Raw genomic sequence first — 14,925 nt, forward strand, 5'->3', positions numbered from 1 at the left:
GGGGACAGCCCAGACGCTACAAAAACCTCAGTTCAAACCGAGCTTTCCGCGCAACGTCGACAAATCTTCAGCCAACGTATTCACCGGCCCAACCAGCGCTTTACGGTCGCTCTCTTTCACTTTGTCATACGTTTCGAAACCACCGTCCTTGGTCTTGTACTTGGCCAGGATCTTGTCCACGGTCGCGAAGTTCTTGTCGACCTTGGCGATGAACGCTGCATCCTGCTTCTGGATCTGCGGACGGAACAAATCAACTATTTTCTTCGCGCCGTCGACGTTGCCCTGGAAGTCATACAGGTCGGTGTGGCTGTAACGGTCTTCTTCGCCGGAGATCTTGGTCGCCGCCACTTCTTCCAGCAACGCCGCGGCGCCGCCGACGACTTTCTCAGGCGGGAAGGTCAGGCCGGCCACGCGGGTTTGCAGGTCCTTGACGTCTTTGTTCAGTCCGTCGGCGAGGTCGCCCAGGCCCTGGGTGCTTTTCTCCGAGAACAGCGTGTATTCGATGCGGTGGAAACCGGTGAAGTCTTCAGCTTTCACGCCTTTTTCGTGGTCGTCGACACGGGAGTCGATGGATGCGTCCAGGTCACTGAACAGCTCGGCAATTGGCTCGATCGACTCGTAGTAGACGCGGGTCGGGGCGTAGAGCTTTTGCGCGGTGGCCAGGTCACCTTTTTTCACCGCGTCGGTGAATTGCTGGGTGTGGCTGGCCAGTTCGTCCAGTTGTTCGGTGACGTAGATCTTGTAGTCCGACACCGGCCCCACCAGGTCCAACGGCGCTGTCGCCGCGAACGCTGAAAGCGCAGGGTTGAGCAAGCCAAGGGTCAGCAGCAAAGCGAGGGGCGACTTTTTCATGGGGCGGTTCCGTGTTGGGAGTTGTTATGCGGTGGTTGTTGAATGGGTGGCGTCCAGCAGCGAGCGACCGATGAAATCCTGATCGCCCGTGACACCCGGCAGGGTGAAGAAATAGCCGCCGCCGACGGGCTTGAGGTATTCCTCCAGCGGTTCGCCGTTCAGTCGGGTTTGTACGGTAATGAAGCCTTTTTCCAGATCGGCCTGGTAACAGATGAACAGCAGGCCCATGTCGAGCTGACCGTTCTTGTTCACGCCATTGGAGTAGTTGAACGGCCGGCGCAGAATCAGGTTGGCCTGGGTCGCGGCGGTGCGCGGGTTGGCCAGGCGGATGTGCGCGTCGAGTTTGGTCAGTTTGCCTTCCGGGTCCTTGGCGTAGTCCGGAACCTCGGTTTCATGGGCGCCGCCCATGGGGGCTCCGGAGCTTTTGACGCGTCCGAGGATGCTTTCCTGTTCCTGCAACGGCGTGCGGTCCCAGCGCTCAACGAAGTTGCGGATGATCCGCACCGCTTGATAGCTGCCATTCGCCGCCCAGGCCGGTTCATCGCTGCCAGGCTGGACCCAGACGATGCTATCCATGGTCTTGGCGTTGTTGGAATCCGGATTCGCCGAACCGTCGCGGAAACCGAGGAAGTTGCGCGCGCTCTGTGCCGGAACACCCGGTTTCGCCGGGGCTTGCGGCGGCACGCTGCCTTCCTGCTTCCAGCGCACCAGCAGCAAATCCGGGAGGTTTTTCACGATGTCGCGCAGGGCGTGGATGTTGGTGTCAGTGGTGTTGGAACAGAACTGCAAGCTCAGGTCGCCGTGGCAGCAGTCAGCTTCCAGCGCATCGTTGGGGAAGCCGACCATGCGGATCAGGCGTTTGGGCTTGACGCCCGCCAGACCAAAACGCTCATCGAACAGCGACTCGCCCACCGAGACGGTGATGGTCAGGTTGTCCGGGGTCACCACTGGGCCGAGAATCCCGGAATCCACCGGCGGCAATTTCGGATCGACCTGGGTCACCGGGCCGCCCTTCATCAAAAACGCAATGCGCTCGTTGAGGGTACGAAACAGGCGCTCGAGGTCTTCGCGGTCACTGGCCAACACATCAAACGACACCAGCATGCCGGAGGCCGGGCGCGGGGTGACGATGCCAGTCTGGTATTTGCCATGGAACGCATGGCGGTCCTCGGTCTTGTCGCTGCTCGGCGCTTCGGTGACTTGCGCGGGGCTGGCGGCCATCGCCGGGCAGCTCAGGGCGGTGCCGGCCAGTGCCACGCCGGCGGCGCCCATGCCCATCAAGACCCGGCGACGCTGGAGGTTGAATTGCTCTGAATCGTTCATCTGAATGTCGTCTTCTGCTTACAGGCCGGACAGGCCAAGGGCGGGATCGATGGTGTCGAGGGCGTCGGCCAGTGCCTGGGCCTTGTCGGCAATCTGTTTGCGCTGCTCGGCACTGACGCTGTCGTAGCTGGCGTAGCCATCCTTGACTTTGAGGCCATTGAGTTCGCTGTCGAAGGCGGTGAGGGCGCTGTCGATCTTCGGCAGCACGTCAGCGGCGGACTTGCTCAGCATCGGTCGCAACAGCTCGACGACTTTGCGCGCGACGTCGAGGTTGGCGGCGAAACCGTTGAGGTCGGTGTGGCTGTAGCGTTCTTCCTCACCGCTACTGGCGCGTACATCGGCGAGGGTGTTGAGGTTGCGCACCACAATGTTCACCAGTTGTTCCGGCGGCAGCGGCTCGGCCAGCAGTTGCTGTTTGAGCGTGGTGACATCGCGGGTCAGGCGTAGCGCAACCGGCGTCAGACCGTCGAGGTTGCGTTGCTGGAACAGCGCATATTCCAGGCGATGGAAGCCGACGAAGGCCGGGTCCTGTTCGCGTTTTTCGAAATAATCGGCGCGGGCGTTGATCGCGTTGTCCAGTTCGGCCAGGCGCTGGGCGGCCGGGGCGATGCGTTGATACGCGGCACGGGCCGGCACGTACAAGGCTTGCGCCTGGCTCAGGTCGCCGGCTTCGATCGCTTGCTCAAGGGCGGTGGTCGCCTTGATCAGCGCAGTGCCCTGGCTGCTCAGGTACACACGAAACTCCGACAGCGGCCCGATGAACGCGACCATCGATGGTTTGGCCTTGGCGGCGGCGTCGGACGCGGCCGTCGGGGTCACGTGCAAGGTGCCGCGCGGGTTGCTGAGCAAGCCGCAGGTGATGGTGTAGTCACCGGGCACAAGGTTGGCGTTGATCACCTGGCTCAGGCCTGGTGCGATGTTCTCGCGCTCTTCGAGCACCAGCACACCGTCGAGGATTTCCCATTCAACGGCGCGGTCCGAGCGGTTGACGATGCGGAAACTGGCGCGACCGGCCGGGACCGTCAGCGCATTCGGTTCGCAGCTGTGCGGGTGGATGTTCACCACGATTTCGTCATGGTTGGCCTGACGCTTGGCCGCGGCCATTTTCGAGGCGTAGTAGAACAGGCCGCCGGCAGCGATCATCACGATCACCGAACCGGCCACCGCCCAGCGCAATGCCCTGGAAGGTGCGGCCACGTTTGGAGTAGGCGTTGACATGAAAGCCCTTACTGACTGGAAACGGAAGAAGACTGTTTAGCGGGCGGCGGGGCCGGGAGAAAAAACATCACCAGCGCCACCACCAGGTAAATCAGATAAGCGCCGAGGGTGCTGACGGTTGGCGCGTCCTGATAGCCGAACATGCCGGCCAACACCGAGCCCAGCGGGCCGTCCATCGGCAGCGTGGCGCTGACGTCGAACAGCACGCTTTGCAGGTGATTCCACAGCCCGGCCTCATGCAGCGCCTGCACCGAGTTGGCGAGAATGCCGGCGGCGACTACGAGGATGAACAACCCGGTCCAGCGGAAAAACGCGCTGAGGTTCAGGCGCATGCTGCCGGTGTAGATGAGGAAACCGATGACGATGGCCAGGACCAGACCGAGCAGGGCGCCGATGGGTGCGGCGGGGCCTTCGCTTTGCTGGAACACGGCGAGCAGGAAAAACACTGTCTCCAGGCCTTCCCGGGCCACGGCGAAAAACACCATGGCGATCAGCGCGAACACCTGGTTTCTGGAACCGGTCAGCGCGTGATCAAGGGATACATGTAAGGAATGCTTGATCGAACGCGCCACTTTGCGCATCCAGAACACCATGGAACTGAGAATGCCGACGGCCACCAGACCGACCACACCTTCAAACAGCTCTTGTTGTTTCTGCGGAAACTCGGCACTGACCAGCTCCAGGCCACCGCCCACCAGCAGGGCCAGGGCGGCGGCGAGGAACACTCCGATCCACACGGCGGGCATCCACTGGCCACGGCCGGTTTGCTTGAGGTAGCTGGCGATGATGCCAACGATCAACGCGGCTTCAATGCCTTCGCGCAGCATGATCAGGAAAGGGACGAGCATTCAGCACCGGTGGAATTAGATAGGGTGCTAATTTGTAACATAATGACACTCATTCCCATATGGGGTTGATTGCCATTTACCTGAACCTAACCTGAACGAGCCTGAACATCACCCATTCCCCTGATCCACCCGGTGCTCCCACAGGGGGGCTCCTTCCACAGGGGATCTCCTTTGCTCAAGCGGGCTGCGGTAAGATGCCCGCACTCAAAAAAACAACAGGGCTCACCGCGCTCAATGTCGGAAAAAGACACCATCTCCATTCAACTGGTGCGCGAAGCGCTGCTGCAAAGTTGCGCCCCCGGCCAGGCCACCGATGAGGTGTTGAACAAGGTCGGCATCGATCCGGCCTGGCTGCAAACCACCGATGCCCGTGTTCCGGCCACCGCCTATGCGCGGCTCTGGCGCTTGCTGGCCCGGCGCGGCGATGACGAATTTTTTGGCATGGACCCGCGCAAGCTCAAATCCGGCAGCCTGGAGTTCCTGTGCCGCTGCTCGATGGTCCAGCCGAGCCTCGCCGCCGGTTTAACCTCGGGGTTGAGCTTTCTGTCGTTGATGCTCGAACACCTGCCCGCGCAATTGGTTCGCCAACAAAGCCTGGCCGAAATCGTGCTGCTGGAGGACGACCAGGACCCGCGCCGCGCCTTCACCTATTTCACCTACTGGATGATCGTCCATGGCGTGGCCTGTTGGCTGGCCGGGCGGCGAATTCCTATCCTGGCTGTCGAATTGCGCTGCCCGGAACCGGATTTTTGCGGCGACTATCAGGTGATGTTCTCGCAGAACCTGCGCTTTGACCGGCCGCGCACGCGGATGATTTTCTCGGCCGACTGCCTGGGTTTTCCGATCAAGCGCAGCCCGGAGGAGCTCAAGCGTTTCCTGGCTCATGCGCCAGCCAATATTCTGGTCAAGTACCGCGACCCCGAGAGCCTGGCGAGCCGCATCAAACAGGATTTGCGCCAGTTGCCCGCAGAACGCTGGCCGGAAACCGAGCCGCTGGCACAGCAACTGTGCATGTCCGCCTCGACCTTGCGCCGGCGCTTGGCTGAAGAAGGGCAGACCTATCAAGGGCTCAAGGACAGCGTGCGCAAGGAGCTGGCGATCGTTTGGCTGGCCGAGCCGAACATCAGCTTTGCCGAGATTGCGACGCGGTTGGGATTTGCCGATGCCAGCTCGTTCTACAAGGCGTTCCGCAAGTGGTCGGGGTCCAATCCGGGGCATTATCGCAGCCTGATTCTGAACGAAGCGCACTGATCCGGATTTTGTGTCGTTCAGTCTGGCCCCTTCGCGAGCAGGCTCGCTCCCACATTTGGAATGCACTCCCCCTGTGGGAGCGAGCCTGCTCGCGAAGGGGACATCCCTGCCACCACACCTGCTGAACCTTGGCCAAAGCAGTCACGCAACTTGATAACTTTGACCATTGCCCCGTTCTGCCCACAGAGCGAGTATTTCCCTGGTTTTTACGGTTCCCCCAACCTAATAAAAATACAGAGGGATTCTGGCAATGCGCGATTACTTGTCTGCCACATCACATTTCAATTATCAGCACACCGTCGACGCCGCACTCAGCGGTTCCCTGCAAGCGCTCAATGCCTGCGTCGAGTGTTGCGACCGGCATGCCTTGCCGGGGCGCATTGCGCTGTTCTGGGAAGGTCGCGATGGTGCCAGCGCCACGTACACCTTCAGCGACCTGCAGGACAAAGCCGCGCGTTTTGCCAATTTCCTGCTGGCCCAAGGGGTGAAGAAGGGCGACAAGGTCGCCGGCCTCCTGCCACGCAACATCGAATTGTTGATCACCGTGTTCGCCACCTGGCGCATTGGTGCGGTGTATCAGCCGCTGTTTACCGCATTCGGCCCCAAAGCCATCGAACACCGTCTCGGCTGCTCGGGCGCGAAAGTCGTGGTGACCGACGCGGTCAATCGCCCGAAACTCGCTGAAGTCGCCGATTGCCCGACCACCGTCACTGTCGGTGGTGCCAAAGGCCAGGGCATCGTCCGTGGCGATTACAGCTTCTGGGCCGAACTGGCCAATTATTCCGCCGTGTGCGAGCCCGTTTTGTTGACCGGCGAAGACCCGTTCCTGCTCATGTTCACCTCGGGCACCACCGGTCCTTCGAAAGCCTTGTCCGTGCCACTGAAAGCCATCGTCGCCTTCCAGAGCTACACCCGCGACGCCGTGGATTTGCGTCCCGAAGACGCGTTCTGGAACGTGGCCGATCCGGGCTGGGCCTACGGCATCTATTTCGGCGTCACCGGGCCGATGTCGATGGGGCATCCGATCACCTTTTACGATGGCCCGTTTACCCTCGAAAGCACCTGCCGGGTGATCAACAAGTACGGGATCACCAACCTCACCGGATCCCCGACCGCTTACCGTTTGCTGATCGCGGGCGGCGATGAGTTCGCCAAAACGATCAAAGGCAAGCTGCGCATCGTCAGCAGCGCCGGCGAGCCGCTGAACCCGGAAGTGATCCGCTGGTTTGCCGACAACCTCGACGTGGTCATCCACGACCATTACGGCCAGACCGAACTGGGCATGGTCCTGTGCAATCACCACGCGCTGGAACATCCGGTTCACGTTGGCGCCGCCGGTTTTGCCTCGCCTGGCCACCGCATCGTGGTGCTGGACGACGAATACAAGGAACTCGGTGTCGGTCAGCCAGGCATTCTGGCCATCGACCGCACCCAATCGCCGATGTGCTGGTTCAACGGCTACGAAGGCGCGCCGACCAAGGCGTTCGTCGGCGACTATTATTTAAGTGGCGATACAGTGGAGTGGAACCCGGACGGCAGCATCAGCTTCGTTGGCCGCAGCGATGACGTGATCACCACGTCCGGCTACCGCGTCGGCCCGTTCGACGTCGAAAGCGCGTTGATCGAGCACCCGGCCGTGGTCGAGGCGGCGGTGGTCGGCAAACCCGATCCGGAGCGCACCGAACTGGTCAAGGCCTTCGTCGTGATCTGCTCGCAATACCGCGCTACACCAGAACTGGCCGAAGAACTGCGCCAACACGTGCGCAAGCGTCTGGCGGCGCATTCCTATCCCCGTGAAATCGAATTTGTCAGCGAGTTGCCGAAAACCCCAAGCGGCAAATTGCAGCGCTTTATCTTGCGCAACCAGGAAATCGCCAAGGCTCAAGAGGCCGCCGCGAAGAACGTTTCAGCTTGAATCCAAGGAAACAATGATGCAGATCGAAAACAAGGTTTTTCTGGTCACCGGCGGCGCTTCCGGCCTGGGTGCCGCCACGGCTGAAATGCTGGTCGCAGCCGGCGCAAAAGTGATGCTGGTGGACATGAATGCCGAGGCCGTTGCGGCGCAGGCCCAGCGTCTGGGCGCGCAAAGCGTGGTTGCGGACATCAGCAACGAAGCAGCGGCGGAAGCGGCGGTGCAGGCGACGGTCAAAGCTTTCGGTGGCCTTAACGGTCTGGTCAACTGCGCCGGTATCGTGCGTGGCGAGAAGATCCTCGGCAAGAACGGCCCGCATGCACTGGCCAGTTTCAGCCAGGTGATCAACGTCAACCTGATCGGCAGCTTCAACATGCTGCGCCTGGCCTCGGCCGCCATCGCTGAAACCCAGCCGGACGCCGATGGCGAACGCGGCGTGATCATCAACACGGCCTCGGCCGCTGCTTATGACGGCCAGATCGGCCAGGCTGCTTACGCCGCGTCCAAAGGCGCCATCGTCAGCCTGACCTTGCCCGCCGCACGTGAACTGGCGCGCTTTGGCATCCGCGTGATGACCATCGCTCCCGGCATTTTTGAAACACCGATGATGGCCGGCATGACCCAGGAGGTCCGCGATTCGCTGGCCGCTGGCGTGCCATTCCCGCCACGCCTGGGCAAACCCGGCGAGTACGCCGCGCTGGTCCGGCATATCATTGAAAACAGCATGCTCAACGGCGAGGTAATCCGTCTCGACGGTGCCTTGCGCATGGCCGCCAAGTAAGGAGTTTTGACATGACCATTGCCAACGATCCGATTGTTATTGTCAGCGCCGTCCGCACCCCTATGGGCGGTTTTCAGGGCGAACTGAAAAGCCTGACCGCCCCGCAACTCGGCGCTCTGGCCATCCGCGCCGCCGTCGAACGCGCCGGCATCAACGCCGAATCCGTTGAAGAAGTGCTGTTCGGCTGTGTCCTGTCCGCCGGCCTCGGCCAGGCGCCGGCGCGCCAGGCCGCACTGGGCGCCGGGCTGGATAAATCGACCCGTTGCACCACGCTGAACAAGATGTGCGGTTCGGGCATGGAAGCGGCGATTCTGGCGCACGACATGCTGGTGGCCGGCAGTGCCGACGTGGTGGTCGCGGGCGGCATGGAAAGCATGTCCAACGCGCCGTACCTGCTGGACCGTGCGCGCAGCGGTTATCGCATGGGCCACGGGCGTGTGCTTGACCATATGTTCCTCGACGGTCTGGAAGATGCCTACGACAAGGGCCGCCTGATGGGCACCTTCGCCGAGGATTGCGCCGAAACCAACGGCTTCACCCGTGAAGCGCAAGACGCCTTTGCCATCGCCTCGACCACCCGCGCGCAGCAGGCGATCAAGGACGGCAGCTTCAAGGACGAAATCGTCCCGGTGTCGGTCATGGTCGGTAAAGAACAGGTACTGATCAGCAACGACGAACAGCCACCGAAAGCCAAGCTGGACAAGATTGCCTCGTTGAAACCGGCGTTCCGCGAGGGCGGTACGGTCACGGCGGCGAACTCCAGTTCGATCTCCGATGGCGCGGCGGCACTGGTGCTGATGCGCCGTTCCGAAGCCGAGAAACAAGGGCTGAAACCGCTGGCAGTGATTCACGGCCATGCGGCGTTTGCCGACACCCCGGGCCTGTTCCCGGTGGCACCGGTGGGCGCGATCAAGAAGCTGATGAAGAAAACCGGCTGGTCGCTGGACCAGGTGGAACTGTTCGAAGTCAACGAAGCGTTTGCCGTGGTCAGTCTGGTAACGATGACCAAACTGGAAATCCCGCACGAGAAGATCAACGTTCACGGCGGCGCGTGCGCCTTGGGCCATCCGATTGGTGCATCGGGCGCGCGGATTCTCGTGACCTTGCTCTCGGCCCTGCGCCAGAAAGGCCTGAAACGCGGCGTCGCAGCGATCTGCATCGGCGGCGGCGAAGCCACGGCCATGGCGGTTGAATGCCTCTATTGAGGCCGGCGCTATTCCAATGTGGGAGCGAGCCTGCTCGCGAAAGCGGATTCACATTCGACATTTTTATCGACTGATACACCGCATTCGCGAGCAGGCTCGCTCCCACAGGTTCAGTGTTTCAACCGGTCATTTTGTACGACAGGCTTATTTTAAGGACTTGGCATGATTCCCAATGATGAACAACTGCAGATCAGCGAAGCCGCCCGGCAATTTGCCCAGGAACGGCTGAAACCGTTCGCCGCCGAGTGGGATCGCGAACACCGCTTCCCCAAGGAAGCCATCGGTGAAATGGGTGAGCTTGGCTTCTTCGGCATGCTGGTGCCGGAGCAGTGGGGCGGTTGCGACACCGGTTACCTGGCCTACGCCATGGCCCTGGAAGAAATAGCCGCCGGCGACGGCGCGTGCTCGACCATCATGAGTGTGCACAACTCCGTGGGCTGCGTGCCGATCCTGCACTACGGCAACGACGATCAGAAAGAACGCTTTCTCAAGCCCTTGGCCAGCGGTGCGATGCTTGGCGCCTTTGCGCTGACCGAACCGCAGGCTGGTTCCGACGCCAGCGGCCTCAAAACCCGCGCGCGCCTGGAAGGCGATCACTACGTGCTCAACGGCTGCAAACAGTTCATTACCTCCGGGCAGAATGCCGGAGTGGTGATTGTGTTTGCCGTGACCGACCCGAATGCCGGCAAGCGTGGGATCACCGCGTTGATCGTGCCAACTGATTCACCGGGCTATAAAGTCGCACGGGTCGAAGACAAACTCGGTCAGCACGCGTCTGACACCTGCCAGATCCTGTTCGAAGACGTTAAAGTCCCGGTCGCCAACCGCTTGGGCGAAGAGGGGGAAGGTTACCGAATCGCCCTGGCCAACCTCGAAGGTGGCCGCGTCGGCATCGCCTCGCAATCGGTGGGCATGGCCCGTGCCGCATTCGAAGCGGCCCGCGACTACGCCCGTGAGCGCGAGAGTTTTGGCAAGCCGATCATCGAACACCAAGCCGTTGCGTTCCGCCTCGCCGACATGGCCACGCAAATTGCCGTGGCCCGGCAAATGGTGCATTACGCGGCGGCGCTGCGTGACAGCGGCAAACCGGCACTGGTCGAAGCGTCCATGGCCAAGCTGTTCGCCTCGGAAATGGCTGAAAAGGTCTGCTCCTCGGCATTGCAAACCCTCGGCGGTTACGGTTACCTCAACGATTTCCCGCTGGAGCGCATTTATCGCGACGTGCGGGTCTGCCAGATCTACGAAGGCACCAGCGATATTCAACGCATGGTTATTTCGCGCAATTTATAAGAAGGAGTCCCTCTGTGAGTTACGAAACGATTTTGCTGGAAACCCATGGTCGCGTCGGCCTGATTACCTTGAACCGCCCGCAAGCGCTGAACGCGTTGAATGCGCAGATCGTCAGCGAGCTGAACCACGCCCTCGATGGCCTGGAAGCCGATTCGAACATCGGCTGCATCGTGCTGACCGGCTCGAAAAAAGCCTTTGCCGCCGGCGCCGACATCAAGGAAATGGCCGAGCTGACCTACCCGCAAATCTATATCGACGACCTGTTCAGCGACAGCGATCGCGTGGCCAACCGCCGCAAGCCGATCATCGCCGCGGTCAACGGTTTTGCCCTGGGCGGAGGCTGTGAACTGGCGCTGATGTGCGACTTCATCCTGGCCGGCGACAACGCCAAATTCGGACAGCCGGAAATCAACCTCGGCGTGCTGCCGGGCATGGGCGGCACCCAGCGCCTGACCCGCGCCGTGGGCAAGGCCAAGGCCATGGAAATGTGCCTGAGCGGTCGTTTGATCGATGCGGTGGAAGCGGAGCGTTGCGGCATTGTTGCGCGAATCGTGCCGGCGGATGAGTTGTTGGACGAAGCGTTGAAAGTCGCGGCGTTGATCGCCAAGAAGTCACTGCCGATTGCGATGATGGTCAAGGAAAGCGTGAACCGCGCGTTCGAAGTGAGCCTGTCCGAAGGCGTGCGCTTTGAGCGCCGGGTGTTCCATGCGGCGTTTGCGACGCAGGATCAGAAGGAAGGGATGGCGGCGTTTATTGCCAAGCGTGAGGCGCAGTTCGTCGGTAAGTAACGCGTTGTTCTGACTGACGCCTTCGCGAGCAGGCTCGCTCCCACAGTGGATCTCATTAACACCTGAGATCCACTGTGGGAGCGAGCCTGCTCGCGAAGCATTTAGCTTTAGCTTTTTACACCAGATAGTTCTTGAGCTCGCGGGCGATCACCATCCGCTGAATCTCGCTCGACCCTTCGTAAATCTGCGTAATCCGCGCATCCCGGTAGTACTTCTCGACTGGATAGTCTTCCAGATACCCATACCCGCCATGAATCTGAATCGCGGACGAGCACACCTTCTCGGCTATTTCCGAGGCGAACAGCTTGGCCTGTGAGGCTTCCGACAGGCAGGGTTTGCCGGCGGTGCGCAGGCGCGCCGCATGCAGGATGAGCAAACGCGCTGCGTTCAGCTGCATGTGCATGTCGGCGAGCATGTTGGCGATGCTCTGGTGTTCGATGATCGGCTTGTCGAATTGCACCCGATCCCGCGCATAGGCCAGCGCCGCTTCAAACGCCGCACGGGCAATGCCCAACGCTTGCGCGGCGATGCCGATGCGGCCGCCTTCGAGGTTGGACAGGGCGATGGACAGGCCTTTACCACGTTCACCCAGCAGATTCGCTTCGGGGATCGTGCAGTTGCTCAACGTCACCGCGCAGGTATCCGAGGCGCGAATGCCCATCTTGTGTTCGGTGCGGTCGACGATGAAACCGGCGGTGTCGGTTGGCACCAGGAAGGCCGAAATGCCGCGTTTGCCCATGTCCGGGTCAGTCATGGCAAACACAATCGCCAGTTTCGCGCGTTTGCCGTTGCTGACAAATTGCTTGGCGCCGTTGATTACCCATTGGCCGTCGCGCAGTTCGGCGCGGGTGCGCAGGTTGTGCGCTTCGGAACCGGCTTGCGGCTCGGTCAGGCAGAAGCAGCCGATGGCCTGGCCGCTGGCGAGATCCGGCAGCCAGGTCTGTTTCTGTTCTTCAGTGCCGTAGTTGAGGACCGGTCCGCAGCCGACCGAATTGTGGATGCTCATCAGCGCGCCGGTAGCGCCATCACCTGCGGAAATCTCTTCCACCGCCAAGGCGTAAGCCACGTAGTCGACGTAGGTGCCGCCCCATTCCTCAGGCACCACCATGCCCAGCAGCCCGAGTTCACCCATCTTCGCCACCAGACCGTCGTCGATCCAGCCAGCCTTTTCCCAGGCTTGTGCGTGAGGCGCGATTTCACCGCGGGCAAAGTCCCGGGCCATGTCGCGGATCATGACTTGCTCTTCGCTCAATTCGATATCGTGCATGGCTCAGTTCCCGCTTTCATCAAGGCCGGTGAAAAAACTCGCGACATGCTTGGCGTCCAGCGCCTGCAAGGTCGGCGGGTTCCAGCGCGGCGACTTGTCTTTGTCGATCAGCAAGGCGCGTACGCCTTCGATCAGGTCGCCGCGCTCGAACCATTGACGGTCCAGGTGCAGCTCAAGGGCGAAGCAGTCTTCCAGACTCAAGTGCCGACCACGACGGAGCATTTCCAGGGTCACGCCCATGGCCAGCGGCGAACGGCTGTCCAGCAGGTCGGCAGTGGTCAGTGCCCAGTCATGGCTGTCGGCAATCGTCACTTCGCGCAGTTGCTCAACAATACTCGGCACATCGGGCAAGGCGAAGAAGTGGTCGATGGCCGGACGCAAGACTTTGAGCGGCGCGTCGGGTAGTTGCTGCACCGCGAGTCTGGCCAGCAAGCCTTGCAGGTCTTTGAGCGGCGAGTCGTGCCATTCGAGCTGATCGAGCTTGTCGTCGAGCACGGCCAGTTTGTTGCTCTCCAGGTACCAGTCGGCCAACCCGCAATAAAGCGCATCCGCCGCGCGAATCTGCACACCGCTGACGCCGAGGTATATACCCAGTTCGCCTGGGATGCGTGGCAGGAAGTAGCTACCGCCGACATCCGGGAAGTAGCCGATGCCGACTTCCGGCATCGCCAGACGGCTTTTTTCCGTGACCACGCGCAGATCGGCGCCTTGCACCAGACCCATGCCGCCACCCAGCACGAAGCCGTCCATCAAGGCGAGCACGGGTTTGCGGTAATGGTGAATGGCGAGGTCGAGAGCGTATTCCTCGACGAAGAAGTCCTGGTGCAGCGTGTCGCCGCTTTTGAAGCTGTCATACAGCGAGCGAATATCGCCGCCGGCACAGAAGGCTTTCTCGCCGGCACCGCGCAAGACCACCGCATGCACGTGCGAATCCTGAGCCCAGGCGTCGAGTTGACGCTGCAGGTTGCGCACCATGTCCAGGGTCAGGGCGTTGAGGCCGGCGGGGCGGTTGAGGGTCAGGTGACCGATGTGGTTGCGAACCTCGGCCAGCACTTCGTTTTGCATGGCATCGATGGACGACGCTTCCTTCGATGAAACCCCCTTCGATGAAACCTGAGCAGTCATCACTAACTCCCTGCTTTTATTGTTCTTTATAGAGATGCTCGCGCGCGAGCGATGCAGGATCGTACCAGTGCAAATTTGTGATGTACAACCGGGATATGTGCAGGTTCTGTCTGCGTTTTTGCCTTAAAGGCCCGACGAAAACCCTGCACTCAACTTGTGGGAGCGAGCCTGCTCGCGAAAGCGCAGTGACAGACAACTTCGATGTTGAATAGTCGTACGCTTTCGCGAGCAGGCTCGCTCCCACAAAGGGGGGGCGTCAGATTCGATTGCTGAGCACTTCACCAATACTGCGCCGCTTGGCGTGCAATTCACTGGCGTGGATCAGCTGTTCGAGGTCTTCAGGGGTGACATCGAAGAACGCCTCCATGTCCGCCAACGCCAGTTTCAGGTCCTGGGCGGTAATGGCCTGGGTGTCGACGGGCGGGTGGTCGGCGGGGATCACGGCCGCCGGTTCGCTGGCGCGTTTCGGGTAGCGAATGCGTGTCAGGTTGTTGTACGCCAGGGCGCTGAGCAGCATCGCCGAGGCACCGAGCATCACCGGGCCGAGGGCCTTCCAGTCCATGGCGATGGTGGCGGGGTCGGCCAACACCAACAGCAGCGCCAACGCCCCGGCCGGTGGATGCAGGCAACGCAACCAGCACATCAACATCAGCGCCATGCCCGCTGCCAGGCAGGCACTGCCCAGGGTTCGCCCGAGCACGTGGGCGACCAGCAGCGAAACCACCCCGGCGCTCAAGTAGCCGCCCAGAATCGACCACGGCTGGGCGAGCGCACCAGAGGACACGGCGAACAACAACACGGCCGATGCACCCAACGGGCCGATCAGGTGCTGCGCCACTTCCATGCCAAACACTTGCCCGCAAACCCATACGCTGAACAGCGTCCCAAGGGCCATGCCAATGGCGGCGCGGCTCCATTCGGAAGGGCGGGTGTTGATGGCGGCGGGCAACCAGCGAGCAAGCATGATGAAATCGATCCGTGGACAAAAAAACGAGCAAAAAAAAAGGCTTGGCTGGGATATCCAGAAAGCCCTTGAAGGTGTTCCAACTATTGGGGGAGGAACGA

General features: G+C 61.3%; 13 protein-coding genes. 6 read left to right on the forward strand and 7 right to left on the reverse strand.

Annotation, left to right across the window (positions count from 1 at the left end; all coding sequences use genetic code 11):
• Nucleotides 1-27: 27 nt before the first annotated feature.
• From efeO (AC07N8_RS04605) to efeU, 4 genes are read right to left on the reverse strand one after another with little or no spacing between them, the layout of a single operon-like run.
• Nucleotides 28-852: an iron uptake system protein EfeO gene (efeO, locus tag AC07N8_RS04605; protein WP_483842310.1), complete on the reverse strand. Its 825-nt coding sequence runs from the start codon at nt 850-852 to the stop codon at nt 28-30.
• Between the two features lie 24 nt (nt 853-876).
• Nucleotides 877-2,175, reverse strand: a complete 1,299-nt coding sequence (efeB, locus tag AC07N8_RS04610; RefSeq protein WP_493141839.1) for an iron uptake transporter deferrochelatase/peroxidase subunit — start codon at nt 2,173-2,175, stop codon at nt 877-879.
• An 18-nt stretch (nt 2,176-2,193) separates the two neighbouring features.
• Nucleotides 2,194-3,393 carry an iron uptake system protein EfeO gene (gene efeO, locus AC07N8_RS04615; RefSeq protein ID WP_493141837.1) on the reverse strand — a complete coding sequence of 400 codons (1,200 nt, stop codon included), beginning with the start codon at nt 3,391-3,393 and terminating at the stop codon, nt 2,194-2,196.
• An 8-nt stretch (nt 3,394-3,401) separates the two neighbouring features.
• Entirely contained in the window at nt 3,402-4,241 is an 840-nt protein-coding gene (gene efeU, locus AC07N8_RS04620; RefSeq protein ID WP_483842307.1) for an iron uptake transporter permease EfeU, read from the reverse strand.
• A gap of 234 nt (nt 4,242-4,475) precedes the next feature.
• On the opposite strand from efeU, the gene AC07N8_RS04625 reads away from it, so the two are divergent.
• From AC07N8_RS04625 to AC07N8_RS04650, 6 genes are all read left to right on the forward strand, one after another.
• On the forward strand, nt 4,476-5,492 hold the full coding sequence (locus AC07N8_RS04625; RefSeq protein WP_493141835.1) for an AraC family transcriptional regulator: 1,017 nt from the start codon (nt 4,476-4,478) through the stop codon (nt 5,490-5,492).
• A 250-nt stretch (nt 5,493-5,742) separates the two neighbouring features.
• Entirely contained in the window at nt 5,743-7,407 is a 1,665-nt protein-coding gene (locus AC07N8_RS04630; RefSeq protein WP_493141834.1) for an AMP-binding protein, read from the forward strand.
• Nucleotides 7,408-7,423: 16 nt separating this feature from the next.
• On the forward strand, nt 7,424-8,185 hold the full coding sequence (locus AC07N8_RS04635; RefSeq protein WP_493141832.1) for an SDR family NAD(P)-dependent oxidoreductase: 762 nt from the start codon (nt 7,424-7,426) through the stop codon (nt 8,183-8,185).
• 11 nt (nt 8,186-8,196) lie between these two features.
• Nucleotides 8,197-9,390 (forward strand): acetyl-CoA C-acyltransferase, encoded by a 1,194-nt coding sequence (locus AC07N8_RS04640; RefSeq protein WP_483842304.1) that lies wholly within the window; start codon nt 8,197-8,199, stop codon nt 9,388-9,390.
• Between the two features lie 162 nt (nt 9,391-9,552).
• A complete protein-coding gene (locus tag AC07N8_RS04645; protein WP_493141830.1) occupies nt 9,553-10,680 on the forward strand; it encodes an acyl-CoA dehydrogenase in 1,128 nt (375 codons plus the stop codon).
• A gap of 14 nt (nt 10,681-10,694) precedes the next feature.
• Nucleotides 10,695-11,468: an enoyl-CoA hydratase gene (locus tag AC07N8_RS04650; protein WP_140669223.1), complete on the forward strand. Its 774-nt coding sequence runs from the start codon at nt 10,695-10,697 to the stop codon at nt 11,466-11,468.
• 115 nt (nt 11,469-11,583) lie between these two features.
• Here AC07N8_RS04650 and AC07N8_RS04655 read toward each other — a convergent pair whose 3' ends face one another.
• The 3 genes from AC07N8_RS04655 to AC07N8_RS04665 form a co-directional block, all read right to left on the reverse strand.
• Nucleotides 11,584-12,735, reverse strand: coding sequence for an acyl-CoA dehydrogenase family protein (locus tag AC07N8_RS04655; protein ID WP_493141828.1), 1,152 nt, complete (start codon nt 12,733-12,735; stop codon nt 11,584-11,586).
• Nucleotides 12,736-12,738: 3 nt separating this feature from the next.
• The gene (locus AC07N8_RS04660; RefSeq protein ID WP_493141826.1) at nt 12,739-13,860 is read right to left on the reverse strand and encodes an enoyl-CoA hydratase/isomerase family protein; all 1,122 of its coding nucleotides are present in this window, start codon (nt 13,858-13,860) and stop codon (nt 12,739-12,741) included.
• Nucleotides 13,861-14,116: 256 nt separating this feature from the next.
• Nucleotides 14,117-14,824: an HPP family protein gene (locus AC07N8_RS04665; RefSeq protein WP_493141824.1), complete on the reverse strand. Its 708-nt coding sequence runs from the start codon at nt 14,822-14,824 to the stop codon at nt 14,117-14,119.
• Between the last annotated feature and the right edge of the window lie 101 nt (nt 14,825-14,925).

The organism is Pseudomonas sp. GW821-FHT10C09 (assembly GCF_059415465.1).

What these genes read in the sequence shown, in the direction of transcription:
- AC07N8_RS04630 (WP_493141834.1), top strand. Translation starts at nt 5,743, where the DNA reads ATGCGCGATTACTTGTCTGCCACATCACATTTCAATTATCAGCACACC.
- AC07N8_RS04625 (WP_493141835.1), top strand. Translation starts at nt 4,476, where the DNA reads ATGTCGGAAAAAGACACCATCTCCATTCAACTGGTGCGCGAAGCGCTG.
- efeB (WP_493141839.1), bottom strand. Translation starts at nt 2,175, where the DNA reads ATGAACGATTCAGAGCAATTCAACCTCCAGCGTCGCCGGGTCTTGATG.
- efeO (WP_483842310.1), bottom strand. Translation starts at nt 852, where the DNA reads ATGAAAAAGTCGCCCCTCGCTTTGCTGCTGACCCTTGGCTTGCTCAAC.
- AC07N8_RS04665 (WP_493141824.1), bottom strand. Translation starts at nt 14,824, where the DNA reads ATGCTTGCTCGCTGGTTGCCCGCCGCCATCAACACCCGCCCTTCCGAA.
- AC07N8_RS04635 (WP_493141832.1), top strand. Translation starts at nt 7,424, where the DNA reads ATGCAGATCGAAAACAAGGTTTTTCTGGTCACCGGCGGCGCTTCCGGC.
- AC07N8_RS04640 (WP_483842304.1), top strand. Translation starts at nt 8,197, where the DNA reads ATGACCATTGCCAACGATCCGATTGTTATTGTCAGCGCCGTCCGCACC.
- AC07N8_RS04660 (WP_493141826.1), bottom strand. Translation starts at nt 13,860, where the DNA reads ATGACTGCTCAGGTTTCATCGAAGGGGGTTTCATCGAAGGAAGCGTCG.
- efeO (WP_493141837.1), bottom strand. Translation starts at nt 3,393, where the DNA reads ATGTCAACGCCTACTCCAAACGTGGCCGCACCTTCCAGGGCATTGCGC.
- AC07N8_RS04645 (WP_493141830.1), top strand. Translation starts at nt 9,553, where the DNA reads ATGATTCCCAATGATGAACAACTGCAGATCAGCGAAGCCGCCCGGCAA.
- AC07N8_RS04655 (WP_493141828.1), bottom strand. Translation starts at nt 12,735, where the DNA reads ATGCACGATATCGAATTGAGCGAAGAGCAAGTCATGATCCGCGACATG.
- efeU (WP_483842307.1), bottom strand. Translation starts at nt 4,241, where the DNA reads ATGCTCGTCCCTTTCCTGATCATGCTGCGCGAAGGCATTGAAGCCGCG.